The organism is Pseudomonas sp., from assembly GCF_035554175.1.
Taxonomy (GTDB): domain Bacteria; phylum Pseudomonadota; class Gammaproteobacteria; order Pseudomonadales; family Pseudomonadaceae; genus Aquipseudomonas.
Window position 1 is genome coordinate 41,999 of the sequence record NZ_DATMIV010000034.1, and the last position, 15,967, is coordinate 57,965.

Annotated in this window: 16 protein-coding genes; 6 read left to right on the forward strand and 10 right to left on the reverse strand. The window is 60.2% G+C overall.

What is annotated here, in order from left to right; all coding sequences use genetic code 11:
- Nucleotides 1-47: 47 nt before the first annotated feature.
- The 3 genes from alr to dadA all read right to left on the reverse strand — a co-directional run bounded on the left by alr (nucleotide 48) and on the right by dadA (nucleotide 2,844).
- Nucleotides 48-1,121, reverse strand: a complete 1,074-nt coding sequence (gene alr / locus VNV36_RS16595) for an alanine racemase (RefSeq protein ID WP_325718733.1) — start codon at nucleotides 1,119-1,121, stop codon at nucleotides 48-50.
- Nucleotides 1,122-1,214: 93 nt separating this feature from the next.
- Nucleotides 1,215-1,568 (reverse strand): RidA family protein, encoded by a 354-nt coding sequence (locus VNV36_RS16600; protein WP_325718698.1) that lies wholly within the window; start codon nucleotides 1,566-1,568, stop codon nucleotides 1,215-1,217.
- Nucleotides 1,540-2,844 carry a D-amino acid dehydrogenase gene (gene dadA / locus VNV36_RS16605; RefSeq protein ID WP_325718699.1) on the reverse strand — a complete coding sequence of 435 codons (1,305 nt, stop codon included), beginning with the start codon at nucleotides 2,842-2,844 and terminating at the stop codon, nucleotides 1,540-1,542. The genes VNV36_RS16600 and dadA overlap by 29 nt, the downstream gene beginning before the upstream one ends.
- Before the next feature lie 154 nt (nucleotides 2,845-2,998).
- Between dadA and VNV36_RS16610 the strand changes: the two genes are divergently transcribed.
- A complete protein-coding gene (locus tag VNV36_RS16610; RefSeq protein WP_010465173.1) occupies nucleotides 2,999-3,487 on the forward strand; it encodes an Lrp/AsnC ligand binding domain-containing protein in 489 nt (162 codons plus the stop codon).
- A gap of 84 nt (nucleotides 3,488-3,571) precedes the next feature.
- Here the strand turns inward: VNV36_RS16610 and VNV36_RS16615 are convergent, their stop codons facing one another.
- Nucleotides 3,572-3,925 carry a YkgJ family cysteine cluster protein gene (locus VNV36_RS16615; RefSeq protein WP_325718700.1) on the reverse strand — a complete coding sequence of 118 codons (354 nt, stop codon included), beginning with the start codon at nucleotides 3,923-3,925 and terminating at the stop codon, nucleotides 3,572-3,574.
- A gap of 146 nt (nucleotides 3,926-4,071) precedes the next feature.
- On the opposite strand from VNV36_RS16615, the gene VNV36_RS16620 reads away from it, so the two are divergent.
- Nucleotides 4,072-5,382, forward strand: coding sequence for an NAD(P)/FAD-dependent oxidoreductase (locus VNV36_RS16620; RefSeq protein WP_325718701.1), 1,311 nt, complete (start codon nucleotides 4,072-4,074; stop codon nucleotides 5,380-5,382).
- Between the two features lie 143 nt (nucleotides 5,383-5,525).
- On the opposite strand, the gene VNV36_RS16625 is transcribed toward VNV36_RS16620, so the two are convergent.
- Nucleotides 5,526-5,768, reverse strand: coding sequence for a DUF1127 domain-containing protein (locus VNV36_RS16625; RefSeq protein WP_325718702.1), 243 nt, complete (start codon nucleotides 5,766-5,768; stop codon nucleotides 5,526-5,528).
- Between the two features lie 175 nt (nucleotides 5,769-5,943).
- Here VNV36_RS16625 and VNV36_RS16630 point away from each other — a divergent pair, with 175 nt between their 5' ends.
- Together VNV36_RS16630 and VNV36_RS16635 are read left to right on the forward strand one after the other, a co-directional pair.
- Nucleotides 5,944-7,365: an aminotransferase-like domain-containing protein gene (locus tag VNV36_RS16630; RefSeq protein ID WP_325718703.1), complete on the forward strand. Its 1,422-nt coding sequence runs from the start codon at nucleotides 5,944-5,946 to the stop codon at nucleotides 7,363-7,365.
- 60 nt (nucleotides 7,366-7,425) lie between these two features.
- Nucleotides 7,426-8,994, forward strand: coding sequence for a phospholipase D family protein (locus tag VNV36_RS16635; protein WP_325718704.1), 1,569 nt, complete (start codon nucleotides 7,426-7,428; stop codon nucleotides 8,992-8,994).
- 87 nt (nucleotides 8,995-9,081) lie between these two features.
- Here VNV36_RS16635 and VNV36_RS16640 read toward each other — a convergent pair whose 3' ends face one another.
- Together VNV36_RS16640 and VNV36_RS16645 are read right to left on the reverse strand one after the other, a co-directional pair.
- Nucleotides 9,082-10,224: an MFS transporter gene (locus VNV36_RS16640; RefSeq protein WP_325718705.1), complete on the reverse strand. Its 1,143-nt coding sequence runs from the start codon at nucleotides 10,222-10,224 to the stop codon at nucleotides 9,082-9,084.
- A gap of 184 nt (nucleotides 10,225-10,408) precedes the next feature.
- The gene (locus VNV36_RS16645; RefSeq protein WP_325718706.1) at nucleotides 10,409-11,902 is read right to left on the reverse strand and encodes an aldehyde dehydrogenase; all 1,494 of its coding nucleotides are present in this window, start codon (nucleotides 11,900-11,902) and stop codon (nucleotides 10,409-10,411) included.
- Between the two features lie 227 nt (nucleotides 11,903-12,129).
- Here VNV36_RS16645 and VNV36_RS16650 point away from each other — a divergent pair, with 227 nt between their 5' ends.
- The gene (locus VNV36_RS16650; protein ID WP_325718707.1) at nucleotides 12,130-12,492 is read left to right on the forward strand and encodes a cupin domain-containing protein; all 363 of its coding nucleotides are present in this window, start codon (nucleotides 12,130-12,132) and stop codon (nucleotides 12,490-12,492) included.
- Between the two features lie 179 nt (nucleotides 12,493-12,671).
- On the opposite strand, the gene rpmG is transcribed toward VNV36_RS16650, so the two are convergent.
- Together rpmG and rpmB are read right to left on the reverse strand one after the other, a co-directional pair.
- Nucleotides 12,672-12,827, reverse strand: a complete 156-nt coding sequence (rpmG, locus tag VNV36_RS16655; protein ID WP_016772554.1) for a 50S ribosomal protein L33 — start codon at nucleotides 12,825-12,827, stop codon at nucleotides 12,672-12,674.
- A gap of 11 nt (nucleotides 12,828-12,838) precedes the next feature.
- A complete protein-coding gene (gene rpmB, locus VNV36_RS16660) occupies nucleotides 12,839-13,072 on the reverse strand; it encodes a 50S ribosomal protein L28 (protein ID WP_007920377.1) in 234 nt (77 codons plus the stop codon).
- A gap of 446 nt (nucleotides 13,073-13,518) precedes the next feature.
- Between rpmB and VNV36_RS16665 the strand changes: the two genes are divergently transcribed.
- On the forward strand, nucleotides 13,519-15,108 hold the full coding sequence (locus VNV36_RS16665; RefSeq protein WP_325718708.1) for an ABC transporter substrate-binding protein: 1,590 nt from the start codon (nucleotides 13,519-13,521) through the stop codon (nucleotides 15,106-15,108).
- Between the two features lie 77 nt (nucleotides 15,109-15,185).
- Here the strand turns inward: VNV36_RS16665 and radC are convergent, their stop codons facing one another.
- Complete coding sequence (radC, locus tag VNV36_RS16670; RefSeq protein ID WP_042608121.1) at nucleotides 15,186-15,860, reverse strand: RadC family protein; 675 nt, start codon at nucleotides 15,858-15,860, stop codon at nucleotides 15,186-15,188.
- Nucleotides 15,861-15,967 lie beyond the last annotated feature (107 nt).

A 15,967-nucleotide genomic window follows, 5' to 3' on the forward strand; every position in this document is an offset into this window, starting at 1 on the left:
ATGGCGACAGCGTTCAGTATTTACAACACTTGGCCCCCGCAGCGGCGTCAGCCCTCGGAATAGAGCCTTGGCACCCGGCGCAGGTTGCAGAAGATCTGGTAGGGAATGGTATCGGCCCACTTCGCTACGTCGCTGGCGAGGATGTGCTTGCCCCACAACTCGACCTCGGAACCGAGGCCGGCTTCCGGTACATCGGTCAGGTCGATGCAGAGCATGTCCATCGAGACGCGCCCCAACAGGCGGCTGCGTTTGCCGGCCACCAGCACCGGCGTGCCGGTCGGCGCCTGACGCGGGTAGCCGTCGGCGTAACCCATGGCAACCACGCCGATACGCATGGGTTTGTCGGTGATGAATCTGGCGCCATAGCCGATCGGCTCGCCAGCCGGCAACTCGCGCACGCTGATGACTTTCGACTCGAGGGTCATCACCGGTTGCAGGCGGTCGGCGAAAGCGTTGGCTTCTTCGAACGGCGTCGCGCCGTAGAGCATGATGCCCGGGCGCACCCAATCGCTCTTGATCTCGGGCCAACCAAGCACGGCGGGGGAATTGCGCAGGCTGACTTCCGCTGCCAGTCCCTGCCGCGCCGCCTCAAACACCGCCACCTGTTCGGTGCTGCTTTGCGCGTGCAACTCATCGGCGCGGGCGAAGTGGCTCATCAGAATGATCTTCGCCACTTTGCCGCTGGCCAGCAGACGCTGATACGCCGATGGGTAATCTTTCGGGTGCAGGCCGACACGGTGCATGCCGGAATCGAGCTTGAGCCACACCGTGAGCGGTTTGTTCAGGGTGGCCTGTTCGATCGCTTCCAGCTGCCACAGCGAATGCACCACACACCAGAAATCATGCTCGACGATCAACGCCAGCTCGTCGGCTTCGAAGAAGCCTTCCAGCAGCAGTACAGGCGCGCGAACGCCGGCAGCGCGCAGCTCCAGTGCCTCTTCGATGCAGGCCACGGCAAAACCGTCCGCCTCGGCTTCGAGCGCCTTAGCGCAACGCACCGCGCCATGGCCGTAGGCGTCTGCCTTGATCACTGCGAGCGCCTTGGCGCCAGTGAGTTCGCGGGCGATTCGGTAATTGTGGCGCAGGGCTTGAAGGTCGATCAGGGCACGGGCAGGACGCATGGCGGCAGACTTCTGGGCGGTCATGGGAAGAAAAACCGGCGCCGGCTGACGGCGTGAACCGCCAACAGCGCCGGGAGAGGGATCTTTGAATCGTTAAGGCAATGCAGCGACGATGGAGATCTCCACCAGAATGCTTGGCTTGGCCATCTTCGCTTCCACGGTGGCTCGGGCCGGTGCGGCGCCTTTTGGCAGCCACTGGTCCCACACTGCGTTCATGCCAGCGAAGTGAGCGTCGATGTCGTTCAGGTAGATCGTCGCCGACAACAAGTGCTGCTTGTCGGTCCCGGCCAGATCGAGCAAGCGCTCGATATTGGCGAGGACGTCACGGGTCTGCTGTTCAATTCCGGCATTAAAATCATCACCGACTTGCCCGGCCAGATAAACGGTGCCGTTGTGGCTGACGATCTGACTCATGCGCTCATTGGTGAGCTGGCGCTGGATTGACATGTTTAGCGGACTCCTGGGTCTTGTTGCCGTAACGGGAAATATCGAGGCCTTCGGCGCTGATCTGCGGCTTTTTCTTTGCCATCAGGTCGGCCAGAAGACGGCCGGAACCGCACGCCATGGTCCAGCCGAGCGTACCGTGACCGGTGTTGAGGAACAGATTCCTGAACGGTGTGGCACCAACGATCGGCGTGCCGTCCGGTGTGGTCGGACGCAGACCGGTCCAGAAACTCGCCTCGGCCAGATTGCCGCCCTGAGGATAAAGGTCGTTGACGATCATCTCCAGGGTTTCACGCCGTCGCGGGTTCAGCGACAGGTCAAAACCGGCGATTTCGGCCATGCCGCCAACCCGAATACGGTTGTCGAATCGGGTAATCGCGACTTTGTAGGTCTCGTCGAGAATGGTCGAAGTCGGCGCCATATCCGGATTGGTGATCGGCACCGTCAGCGAATAGCCCTTGAGCGGATACACCGGAGCCTTGATGCCCAGCGGCTTGAGCAGTTGCGGCGAGTAGCTGCCGAGCGCCAGCACGTAGCGGTCGGCGGTTTCCAGCTTGCCGTCGATCCACACACCGTTGATGCGATCACCGGCGTAGTCGAGCTTCTGGATGTCCTGACCGAAACGGAACTCCACGCCCAGCTTGCGTGCCATTTCGGCGAGGCGAGTGGTGAAGATCTGGCAGTCGCCGGTCTGGTCATTCGGCAGACGCAGCGCACCGGCGAGAATGTCGGTGACGCCTGCCAGCGCCGGTTCGACGCGGGCAATGCCGGCGCGGTCGAGGACTTCAAACGGCACGCCGGATTCTTCCAGCACAGCAATGTCTTTGGCGGCGTTATCCAGTTGTGCCTGGGTGCGAAACAACTGAGTAGTACCGAGGCTGCGGCCTTCGTAGGCAATGCCAGTTTCGGCGCGCAATTCATCGAGGCAGTCGCGGCTGTACTCGGACAGACGCACCATGCGCTCCTTGTTCACCGCGTAACGACTGGCGGTGCAGTTGCGCAGCATTTGCGCCATCCACAGGTATTGATCGATGTCGGCGGTGGCCTTGATCGCCAGCGGCGCGTGGCGTTGCAGCAACCATTTGATGGCTTTGAGCGGCACGCCCGGCGCAGCCCACGGCGAGGCATAACCCGGCGAGACCTGGCCGGCGTTGGCGAAACTGGTTTCCATGGCCGCAGCAGGCTGCCGGTCGACCACCACCACTTCAAACCCGGCACGCGCCAGATAGTAAGCACTGGCGGTACCGATAACGCCGCTACCCAAGACCATGACGCGCATTTTCAATCCCTCATCGCGGCTTTTCGCCGAGCAGTGTTGTTAGAGCAATGATGAGTGCAGTGTAAAAAAGAAATGCCAGTGCTTTTCACTATATAAGCGCCTATATTTGGCGACAATTCTCGGCGAAAACCCTTTTCACGGAGGCGCATCCCCTATGCGTACCAACACTCAGACCAAACGTGAGCTGGACAAGATCGACCGCAACATCCTGCGGATCCTGCAGGCGGACGGGCGGATTTCCTTCACAGAACTGGGGGAAAAAGTCGGCCTCTCCACCACGCCGTGCACCGAGCGCGTACGGCGGCTGGAGCGCGAAGGGATCATCATGGGCTACAACGCCCGGCTCAACCCGCAGCATCTCAAGGGCAGCCTGCTGGTGTTCGTCGAGATCAGTCTCGACTACAAGTCCGGCGATACTTTCGAAGAATTCCGCCGCGCTGTGCTGAAACTGCCGCATGTGCTGGAGTGCCATTTGGTCTCAGGAGATTTCGACTATCTGGTGAAGGCGCGGATTTCCGAGATGGCCTCGTACCGCAAATTGCTTGGCGACATTCTGTTGAAGCTGCCGCATGTGCGCGAGTCGAAGAGTTACATCGTTATGGAAGAGGTTAAAGAGAGCCTTTGTCTGCCTATTCCGGATTGACATTTGAAGATCAAAAGATCGCAGCCTTCGGCAGCTCCTACATTGGACTGCGGTTCTGTAGGAGCTGCCGAAGGCTGCGATCTTTTAAACCAACACCTGCCGATTCGCCGCCATGTACTCGAAAATCCGCTTTTCCACCTGCGGATGAATCAACTCAACCGGCCGCCGCTCGTTCGGGCACGGCAAGGTGTTGGTCGTGCCGAACAACCGGCAGATCAGCGGCCGCTCTTCATACACCGTGCAGCCATTCGGCCCCAGGTGCACACAGTTGAGTTCTTCCAGCGCCGCATCCTGCTCGGCGCGGGTCTTGCGCGGCAGACGGGCCATTTCCTCGGGCGAGGTGGTCACCGGCCCACAGCAGTCGTGGCAGCCCGGCACGCATTCGAACGTGGGAATCTGCTGACGCAGGGTTCGGATTTTCTGGCTGTTGCAGCTCATCGAAATAGTGACCAAAGTGGCGGGACAACGATTGTGCCGCAAAAGCCCTCATCCAGACACCGCACACCAACCGATGTTGCCCGCCTTCAGCCGTGCAGCTTATGCTCCGTCAAATTTTCTCGACACCCAGCCGTTGGATGACGCCCATGACCGCCCGCGCCCAGACCACCGCGAGCCAACCTCACGTTGCCTCGTATTACGCCGCCAGCAGCCTGCCGCAACCCGACCATCCAGCGCTGCAAGGCGAGGTGGTGGCTGATGTCTGCGTGGTCGGTGGCGGGTTTTCCGGGCTGAACACGGCGCTGGAGCTGGCCGAGCGCGGCTTGCGCGTGGTGTTGCTGGAAGCGCACAAAATCGGTTGGGGTGCCAGCGGGCGCAACGGCGGCCAGTTGATTCGCGGCGTAGGCCACGGCCTCGATCAGTTCGCCGATGTCATCGGTGCCGACGGCGTGCGCGCGATGAAACTCATGGGCCTGGAAGCGGTGGAAATTGTCCGCCAGCGCGTCGAGCGTTTCGCAATTGCCTGCGACCTGACCTGGGGCTACTGCGACCTCGCCAACAAACCGTCTGATCTCGACGGTTTTGCCGAAGACGCCGAAGAGTTGCGCAGCCTCGGTTATCGCTACGAAACACGATTGCTGCAAGCCAATGAAATGCACACCGTAGTAGGTTCAAAGCGCTATGTCGGCGGCTTGATCGACATGGGCTCCGGGCATCTGCACCCGCTGAATCTGGCCCTCGGCGAAGCGGCAGCGGCACAGCAACTGGGCGTGCGATTGTTCGAGCGATCGGCGGTGACACGCATCGATTACGGTCGCGAAGTGCGAGTGCACACGGCGCAGGGATCGGTGCGGGCACAAACCCTGGTGCTGGGCTGCAATGCCTATCTCAATGACTTGAATCCGCAACTGAGCGGCAAGGTCTTGCCCGCCGGCAGTTACATCATCGCCACCGAGCCACTGAGCGAAGAGCAGGCCCACAATCTGTTGCCGCAGAACATGGCGGTCTGCGACCAGCGAGTGGCGCTGGATTACTACCGGCTCTCGGCAGATCGACGTTTGCTGTTTGGCGGTGCCTGCCATTACTCAGGACGCGATCCGAAAGACATAGGCGCCTATATGCAGCCAAAAATGCTCGAAGTGTTCCCGCAACTGGCCGGGGTCAAGATCGATTATCAGTGGGGCGGAATGATCGGCATCGGCGCCAACCGCCTGCCGCAGATCGGACGGCTCGCCGAGCAGCCGAACGTGTATTACGCCCAGGCTTATTCCGGGCACGGGGTGAATGCCACCCACCTGGCCGGCAAGCTGCTGGCCGAGGCGATCAGCGGGCAGCAAGGCGGTGGCTTTGATCTGTTTGCCAAGGTGCCGCACATCACCTTTCCGGGTGGCAGGCATTTGCGCTCGCCGTTGTTGGCGTTGGGGATGTTGTGGCATCGGCTTAAAGAGTTGGTCTGACGGTTTTGCAACGGTTCTGAGACCGCCTTCGCGAGCAGGCTCGCTCCCACAGGAAATCTGCGGCGCACGGAAAATCTGTATTTACCGAAGATCAATGTGGGAGCGAGCCTGCTCGCGAATGGATCGAGAAAACGATACGGATCTCAGATCCGCCAGAAGGGCTTCAACCCCTCCTCCCGCGCCTGCTCGCTCGTCAGCCCGACATCCCTGAGCTGCTCCGGCGTCAAACCCAGCAATGCCTTGCGCGTGTGCAGACGATGCCAGAACAGGCCCCAGCGACTCAGGCCGGACGGCGCGTTACGCATGAGATTGCGCGCGTTGTCCTTCTGCCCTGCCGCCAGTTCCTGACTGTGTAACGTTAGCCGCACATCGCTCAAGCCGTTCATTTTCGTTGCTCCTGTTTACTTGGGTAGCCAGAGATTCCATGATGCGCGAGCGTGTGAAACCATTACAGACTCAAAGAACCTGTATTAACTCCATACAGATTCGCTGATTCGAAGACTGAATGATGGATTTATGCCGCATCTGTACTGGTTTCAATCAACCTGCACCGAGGCAATCATGACTCTGTATGTAAACCTCGCCGAACTGCTCGGCACCCGAATCGAGCAAGGCTTCTATCGGCCAGGCGATCGCTTGCCGTCGGTGCGGGCCTTGAGCGTTGAGCACGGGGTCAGTCTGAGCACGGTGCAGCAGGCCTATCGCATGCTCGAAGACAGCGGCCTGGCAACGCCGAAACCCAAATCCGGCTACTTTGTGCCGGTCAGTCGCGAGCTGCCGGAATTGCCCGTAATCGGCCGCCCGGCGCAGCGACCGGTGGAAATTTCGCAGTGGGATCAGGTGCTCGAGTTGATTCGCGCGGTGCCGCGCAAGGACGTCGTCCAGTTGGGCCGGGGCATGCCCGACGTCGGCTCGCCGACCATGAAACCGCTGCTGCGCGGACTGGCGCGGATCAGCCGCCGGCAGGACATGCCCGGTCTGTATTACGACAACATCCACGGCAACCTCGAACTGCGCGAACAGATCGCTCGCCTGATGCTCGATTCCGGTTGCCAACTGAGCGCCAGCGAACTGGTGATCACCACCGGTTGCCACGAGGCGTTATCCACCAGCATTCGCGCAATTTGCGAACCGGGTGACATCGTCGCGGTGGATTCGCCGAGTTTCCATGGCGCCATGCAAACGCTCAAAGGGCTGGGCATGAAGGCCCTGGAAATCCCTACCGACCCGCTGACCGGCATCAGCCTCGATGCGCTCGAACTGGCACTGGAACAATGGCCGATCAAGGTCATTCAGCTAACACCCAACTGCAACAACCCGCTCGGTTACGTCATGCCCGAATCGCGCAAACGGGCATTGTTGACCCTCGCCCAGCGCTTTGACGTGGCGATCATCGAAGACGATGTGTATGGCGAACTGGCCTACACCTACCCGCGCCCGCGCACGATCAAATCCTTCGACGAGGATGGCCGCGTGTTGTTGTGCAGTTCGTTCTCCAAGACCCTGGCGCCGGGGCTGCGTGTCGGCTGGGTAGCGCCGGGACGGTATCTGGAGCGAGTGCTGCACATGAAATACATCAGCACCGGATCCACCGCGCCGCAACCGCAGATCGCGATTGCCGAATTCATCAAGGCCGGTCATTTCGAGCCGCACCTGCGGCGCATGCGCATGCAGTACCAGCGCAATCGCGACGCGATGATCGACTGGGTGACCCGCTACTTTCCGGCCGGCACCCGTGCCAGTCGCCCACAGGGCAGTTTCATGCTCTGGGTGGAACTGCCGGAAGGCTTCGACACGCTGAAACTCAATCGCGCGTTGCACGATCAAGGCGTACAGATTGCCGTGGGCAGCATTTTTTCCGCCTCGGGCAAATACCGCAATTGTCTGCGGATGAACTACGCTGCCAAACCAACAGCGCAGATCGAAGACGCGGTGCGCAAGGTCGGCGCCGCGGCAATCAGATTACTCGCTGAGACCGACTGACTTTTTTAGTGAGCCCGGCGTCCAAATGCCGACCTTAGCCGCCAACCGGAACGATCCTACGTGAGCTTCAGACAGCCCCTACTCGCTTTGCTGTTACTTGCCTCGTTCCTGAACGGCTGCGCCAGCCTTGATGTGCCGCGCGAACCGAGCCAGGCCTTACCGGCGTCCAACTCCAGCTTCGGCCGCTCGATCCAGGCTCAGGCCGCTCCCTACAAGGGGCAATCGGGCTTTCGCCTGCTCTCCGACAGTGGCGAGGCGTTCACCGCCCGGGCCGAGCTGATTCGCCATGCCCAGGTCAGCCTCGACTTGCAGTATTACATCGTCCACGACGGCATCAGCACACGGATGCTGGTGGAGGAAGTGCTCAAGGCTGCCGACCGTGGCGTGCGCGTACGCATCCTGCTCGACGACACCACCAGCGACGGCCTCGATCAGATCATCGCCACGCTGGCGGCGCATCCGCAGATTCAGATCCGCTTGTTCAATCCGTTGCATCTGGGGCGCAGCACCGGTGTCACGCGCGCGGCAGGACGACTGTTCAATCTGTCCGTGCAGCACCGGCGCATGCACAACAAGTTGTGGCTGGCGGACAACAGTGCGGCCATCGTCGGCGGGCGCAATCTGGGCGATGAGTATTTCGACGCCGAGCCCAATCTGAATTTCACCGACATCGACATGCTCAGTATCGGCCCGGTCGCCGAGCAGCTCGGGCACAGTTTCGACCAATACTGGAACAGCGCGCTGAGCAAGCCGATCGACGAATTCCTTTCCAGCCAACCGACCGCCGCCGACCTGCAAAACACGCGCACGCGCCTGGAAGAATCGCTGGAAGAAACCCGCAAGCAGAACCACGCGCTGTATCAACAGTTGATGAAATTCACCACCGATCCGCGCATGGACATCTGGCGCAAAGAGCTGATCTGGGCCTGGAATCAGGCCTTGTGGGATGCTCCGAGCAAGGTGTTGTCCGACGGCGAGCCCGACCCGCACCTGCTGCTGACCACGCAATTGGCGCCGGAGCTGACCGGGGTGAGCAAAGAGCTGATCATGATTTCCGCGTACTTCGTGCCGGGGCAGCCGGGGCTGGTCTATCTGACCGGGCGGGCCGACGCCGGGGTTGCCGTGAGCCTGCTGACCAATTCGCTGGAGGCCACCGACGTGCCTGCGGTGCATGGCGGTTATGCGCCCTATCGCAAGGCCCTGTTACAGCACGGAGTGAAGCTTTATGAACTGCGGCGCCAGCCCGGGGATAACTACGGCAGTGGCCCCCAGGTGTTCTACAGTCGCTCGTATCGCGGCTCGGATTCCAGCCTGCACAGCAAGGCGATGATCTTCGATCGACGCAAATCGTTTATCGGCTCGTTCAATTTCGATCCGCGCTCGGTGCTGTGGAACACCGAAGTCGGCGTCCTCGTCGACAGCCCGGAACTGGCCGAGCACGTGCGCGCCCTGGCGCTGCAAGGCATGGCGCCAACCCTGAGCTATCAGGCGAAACTTGAGCATGGACAGGTCGTCTGGGTCACTGAGGACAACGGCCAGATGCACACCCTGACCAGGGAACCGGGGAGCTGGTGGCGACGCTTCAACTCATGGTTCAGCACCAGCGTGGGCCTGGAACGGATGCTGTAAAAAAGCACAAGATCGCAGCCTTCGGCAGCTCCTACAGGGGAACGCATTTCAACGGTAGGAGCTGCCGAAGGCTGCGATCTTTCGATTTTAAGCCGTCTGTGCAGTGCCAAAGGCTCCCTGGCGCAACAACAAAAGAACCAAGCCGAAAGCCCCCGCCGCCATCAACAGCGGCAACGCGTGTCCGTTGATCCACTGGCTGCCCGCGCCCGCCGCCAATGGCCCCACCAGACAACCAACGCCCCACAGCTGCGCTATATGCGCATTGGCGCGCACCAGCGCATCGTCACGATAGCGCTCACCGATCAGGATCAATGACAGGGTAAACAAGCCGCCGGCACTGGCGCCGAACAGCACCCACAACGGCCAGATCAGCAACGTATCGAGCAACACCGGAATTGCCAGACTCGACAGCATCAATACCACCGCGCAACCGGCAAACAGCGTACGCCGCGACAGGTAATCGGCCAGGGCGCCAATCGGCAGTTGCAGCAGCGCATCGCCGACCACCACGGTGCTGACCATGGCCAGCGCGATTTCGGCGGTAAAGCCCTGTTGCAGGCAGTACACCGGCAACAAGGTCAGGATCATCGCTTCGAACGCGGCGAATAACGATACCGCCCAGGCTATCGCCGGCAGCTCGCGGGCAAAGCCCCACAAATCGCCAAAGGTCACGCTGTTGGCTTCACTGCTCGGCGCGCCACTGCGACCCAAAAGCAGCAAGGGCGACACAGTCAGCAGGCCGACCCCGACCCAGAAACCATAATCATGCTCGGTGCCGAGCGCCCCCAGCAGCAACGGGCCAGACAGCTGGCTCAAAGCATAGCTGCTGCCATACAGCGCCACCAGACGACCGCGCCACTGCTCGACCACCAGTTGATTGATCCAGCTCTCGCCGAGAATGAACACGATGGTCAGGATCACGCCGATCATCAGCCGCAGCAGCAGCCAGATCGGGTAACTCGGCAACAGCGCCAGCAAGCCGATCGACAGTGCCCCGGCCCACAGGCACAGGCGCATCAGATTCGCCGTGCCGAAATACGCGGCGAGATGACTGGAAATCTTTGCTCCGAGCAGCACACCGATCGCCGGCATCGCCGCCATCACACCGATGGCGAACGAGCCGTAACCCCAGCCTTCCAGACGCAACGACACCAGCGGCATGCTGACCCCCAGGGCCAGACCGACACTCAAGACAGACGCCAACACGGCGAAATACGTCGCCCACCGCATGCTCCACGCTCCTGTGGATATTTGTTGTTCACACAAACCAATGTGGGAGCGAGCCTGCTCGCGAATAGGGTTCCACACTCGGCACAGGGGCCGACTGATACACCGCTTTCGCGAGCAGGCTCGCTCCCACAGGGGATCTCTGTCTGGTCAGGAAGCCCGGAGTGAGCGGGCTCCCTTTAGCGGTTTACAGCTTGATCCACGTTGCCTTCAGCTCGGTGTATTTGTCGAAGGCATGCAGCGACTTGTCACGACCGTTGCCCGACTGTTTGAAGCCTCCGAACGGGGCAGTCATGTCGCCGCCGTCATATTGGTTGACCCAGACGCTACCGGCGCGCAAAGCCTTGGCGGTCAGGTGCGCCTTGGAAATGTCCTGGGTCCACACCGCTGCAGCCAGGCCGTAAGGCGTGTCGTTGGCAATCTGAATGGCTTCTTCGGCCGTGTCGAAAGCGATGACCGACAGCACCGGTCCGAAAATCTCTTCCTGGGCGATCTTCATTGCGTTGCTCACGCCGTCGAAAATCGTTGGCTCAACGTAAGTACCACCCGTTTCCTGAAGGATGCGCTTGCCGCCGGCTACCAGTTTGGCGCCATCGCTGTGACCGGACTCGATGTAGGACAGCACAGTGTTCATTTGCTGGGTGTCGACCAGCGCGCCGACGTTGGTCGCCGGGTCCAGCGGATTGCCCGGCTTCCAGGCTTTCAGCGCTTCAATCACCATCGGCAGGAATTTGTCCTTGATCGAACGCTCGACCAGCAGACGCGAGCCGGCGGTGCAGACCTCGCCCTGGTTGAAGGCGATGGCGCTGGCAGCGGATTCGGCGGCGGCTTGCAGATCCGGAGCATCGGCGAAGACGATGTTCGGGCTCTTGCCACCGGCTTCCAGCCAGACGCGTTTCATGTTCGATTCGCCGGCGTAGACCATCAGTTGCTTGGCAATCTTCGTGGAGCCGGTGAACACCAGCGTATCGACATCATTGTGCAAACCCAGCGCCTTGCCGACAGTGTGGCCATAACCCGGCAGGACATTGAGCACGCCTTTCGGAATGCCGGCTTCAACGGCCAGCGCAGCGATGCGGATGGCGGTCAGCGGCGATTTTTCCGACGGTTTGAGAATCACCGAGTTACCGGTCGACAGCGCGGGGCCGAGTTTCCAGCAGGCCATCATCAACGGGAAGTTCCACGGCACGATGGCACCGACCACGCCCACCGGCTCGCGCGTCACCAGACCCAGTTGATCGTGCGGGGTGGCGGCGACTTCGTCGTAGATCTTGTCGATCGCTTCGCCGCTCCAGCTCAGCGCCTGCGCCGCGCCCGGCACGTCGATGTACAGCGAATCGCTGATCGGCTTGCCCATGTCGAGGGTTTCGAGCAGCGCCAGTTCTTCGGCATGCTGTTTCAGCAGGCTGGCGAAACGGATCATGGTGGCTTTGCGTTTGGTCGGCGCCAGGCGCGACCAGACGCCGGAATTGAAGGTAGCGCGAGCGTTTTCCACGGCGCGGTCAGCGTCGGCGGCGTCGCAGCTGGCGATCTTGCCGAGCAAACGGCCATCGACCGGGCTGATGCACTCAAAGGTTTCGCCGGAGACGGCGTCGGTGTATTCACCATTAAGGAAGGCGCGGCCTTCGATTTTCAGATCGCGGGCGCGTTGTTCCCAGTCGGCACGAGTCAGGGTGGTCATTCGGGTGTCCTCCTCTTATTGAATACAAGCGCTGAGGCGCTCTTCAAGAATACTGCCCGGCCAGCCTGCTTTTTCGGCCCAAGGCACCCGCCACCCTAAACCAGCGGCCGGGGTTGTTTCAATATATTTGACACAAGCCAGCCATACGGCCTTGCGGTGTTCATTTTAATAAACATAGACTTTGGTCCATTCCAGTCCACGCGCCGTCATTAGCGGAGAAAACAACAATGAACATCGATAAAGTTGTCGACATCAGCCTGGCCAGCAGTGAAGCCGAGCGCTATCGCCCGGACGCGGCCAAGGTGCTCAAAGGCGACCCTGAGCAGGCGGTGTTTCATCAATACGACAGCCCTTGCGGGCAAATGGGCGTCGGCGTGTGGGAAGGCGCGGTGGGGCAGTGGACGGTGAATTACACCGAGCACGAGTATTGCGAAATTCTGCAGGGGGTTTCGGTGCTGCGTGACAGCGATGGCAATGCCAAGACCTTGCGTGCAGGTGATCGCTTTGTCATTCCGGCGGGGTTTCGCGGGACCTGGGAAGTGCTTGAAGCCTGCCGCAAGGTTTATGTGATTTTTGAACAGAAGGCTTGAGCCTTTCGCTGACTTTACCGACCTCTTCGCGAGCAGGCTCGCTCCCACATTCGACCGTATTCAATTGTGGGAGCGAGCCTGCTCGCGAAGGGGCCAGAACCGGCGGCGCGAAATCCAAGGCAACAAAAAAGGCCCGCATCTCACGATACGGGCCTTTTTTGTAAGTCGGGAAAAATCAATTACTTGATTTTGCCTTCCTTGTACATCACGTGCTTGCGAACAACCGGATCATATTTCTTGATCTCGATTTTGTCCGGGGTAGTACGCTTGTTCTTGTCGGTAGTGTAGAAGTGACCAGTACCGGCGCTCGAGATCAAACGAATCAATTCACGCATGATTAGCTCCCTTAAATCTTGCCATCGCGGCGAAGTTCGGCGAGCACGACAGTGATGCCACGCTTGTCGATGATACGCATGCCTTTGGCAGATACGCGCAGACGCACAAAACGTTTCTCTTCTTCAACCCAGAAGCGGTGATGCTGCAGGTTCGGCAGGAAACGACGACGGGTTTTGTTGTTTGCGTGGGAAATGTTATTCCCAGTCACCGGACCCTTACCGGTAACTTGACATACTCTCGACATGCCTCAGCCCTCTAAAACCACATGCCCAACCCGGCATGGGTTGGCCGCTTAATCTCTCAGTCATTTGGCGCCAGGCGCCGCGTTTCTTTAGAGGTCTTACCGGCTACACCTACAGTGAAGGAACCGGGCCCCTAGAAAAGAGCGCTGCTTTATACCAGAAAGACCGGGTTGCAACAACAATCGGTGTGCAATCAATCGGTAAAAGGGCGATTTTTTCTGCCGCAGGCGCTTTGAACAAAGGCTGCGACGAGTGTTGACCGCTCGTCGCAGAAATCTCGCCCTACAGGCCACTCAGATCTTTCGACTCGCTGGACATGACAAAACCCGCACAAGACTGCGCCTGAAAATGCAAAAAGGGGATAGTCATTTGCAATTCAGAGCTCTAGGGTAGGACTTTTCCAGACTGCACTTGCAGATGGGCCTTCGATCTGTAAAGGAAACCGACCATGCGCCTCGCTGCCCTACCCCTGTTGCTTGCCCCGCTGCTGCTTAGCCCCCTGGCCCACGCCGCCGCGCTGAGCGTCTGCACCGAGGCCAGCCCTGAAGGCTTCGACGTAGTGCAATACAACTCGCTGACCACCACCAACGCCTCGGCAGATGTGCTGATGAACCGCTTGGTGGATTTCGACACCGCCAGTGGCAAGGTCATCCCGAGCCTGGCCGACAGTTGGGAAGTCAGTACCGACGGCCTGACGTATGTGTTCAAGCTACACCCGCAGGTGAAGTTTCACACAACCGATTACTTCAAGCCGAGCCGCGAGCTCAGCGCTGAAGATGTCAAGTTCAGCTTCGACCGCATGCTCGACCCGGCCAACCCATGGCACAAAGTCGCCCAGAGCGGCTTTCCCCATGCCCAGTCGATGCAACTGCCCAGCCTGATCAAGAAGATCGACGCCCTCGACCCGCTGACCGTACGCTTCACTCTCGATCACCCGGATTCGACCTTCCTTGCGACCCTGAGCATGGGTTTCGCTTCGATCTATTCCGCCGAATACGCCGACAAACTGATGAAGGCCGGCGCGACTGACAAACTCAACAGTCAGCCGATCGGCACCGGCCCGTTTCTGTTCAACCGCTTCCAGAAAGACGCAGCGATCCGCTACAAGGCCAACCCCGATTACTTCCGTGGCAAGCCTGCCGTCGACCCGTTGATCTTCGCCATCACCCCGGACGCCAACGTGCGCCTGCAAAAACTGCGGCGCAATGAATGCCAGATCGCCCTGTCGCCAAAACCTTTGGACGTACAGGCCGCGCTGAAGGAGCCGACGTTGAAAGTCGAAAAGACTGACGCGTTCATGACCGCTTTCGTTGGCATCAACAGTCAGCACCCGCCACTGGACAAGCCGGAAGTGCGCCAGGCGATCAACCTTGCCTTCGACAAGGCGAGCTACATCAAAGCGGTGTTCGAAGACACTGCCGAAGCGGCCAACGGCCCTTACCCGCCGAACACCTGGAGCTACGCGAAGAACCTGCCGGGCTACCCGCACGATGTGGCGAAAGCCAGGGCGCTGCTGGCCAAGGCCGGATTGAAAGATGGATTCCAGACCACCATCTGGACGCGGCCGTCGGGCAGCCTGCTCAACCCGAACCCCAGCCTCGGCGCGCAGATGCTGCAATCGGACCTGGCCGAAATCGGCATTCAGGCGGAAATCCGCGTGATCGAGTGGGGCGAGCTGATTCGCCGTGCCAAGGCCGGCGAACATGACCTGCTGTTCATGGGCTGGGCCGGCGACAATGGCGACCCGGACAACTTCCTCACCCCGCAGTTTTCCTGCGCGGCGGTGAAGTCCGGCACTAACTTTGCGCGGTACTGCAACGCCGATCTGGACAAGCTCATCAGCGCCGGCAAGACCACCAACGAACAAGGCGTGCGCACCAAACTGTACGAACAGGCCCAGACGCAGATTCAGCAGCAGGCGCTGTGGCTACCGCTGGCGCATCCGACGGCTTACGCACTGACGCGCAAGGATGTTCAGGGTTACTCGGTGAGCCCGTTCGGCCGTCAGGACTACTCCAAAATCAGCCTCAAGCCCTAAGCGGCAAGCGGCAAGCTAGAGCACTCCGCTCACGGCTCCAGCTTGCCGCTTGCAGCTAGAGGCTTGCCGCTGCTTTTTTACATCCAGCCACACTCCGCCATCGACAGCGGTTCGCCGTCACCGACGATGAAGTGATCGAGCACCCGTACGTCAATCAGTTCCAGGGTTTTCTGCAACCGTTTGGTCAGCAGACGATCTGCCTGACTCGGATCGGTGTTACCGGACGGATGGTTGTGACACAGGATCACCGCCGCCGCGTTATTGGCCAGGGCGCGCTTCACCACTTCCCGCGGATGCACGCTGGTGTTGTCGATCGAGCCGCGAAACAGTGCCTCGAAGTTCAGCACCTGATGCTTTGAGTCGAGAAACAGGCACCCGAATACCTCGTGCGGCTCATGCCGCAGCATGGCTTTGAGGTAATCGCGTACGACCTGAGGGTTTTCCAGCGCCGGTTTCTGCCGCGATCGTTCGGCCAGATGACGCTTGCTCATTTCCTGAGCGGCTTGCAACTGGGCGAACTTCGCCGGGCCGAGCCCCATTTGTTTACTGAATGCGTCCTGATCGGCCTCAAGCAATAAACGCAGGCCGCCGAATTGCGTCAACAGATGTCTGGCAAGGTCCACAGCGCTTTTACCGGGCAATCCGGTGCGCAGAAAAATCGCCAGTAGCTCGGCGTCCGAAAGACTTCCTGCCCCATGCTCCAACAACCTTTCCCGCGGCCGCTCTGCCGCCGGCCAATCGCGAATACTCATAGCACCTCCTTGTCTGTGGGCGCCGCTGTTCCGTAGCGGTCGCTGTGATATCGTAGCCCATCTTTTTTGCGGTCGATTCAACCCTGGGGAGGGACATCGCACCGCAG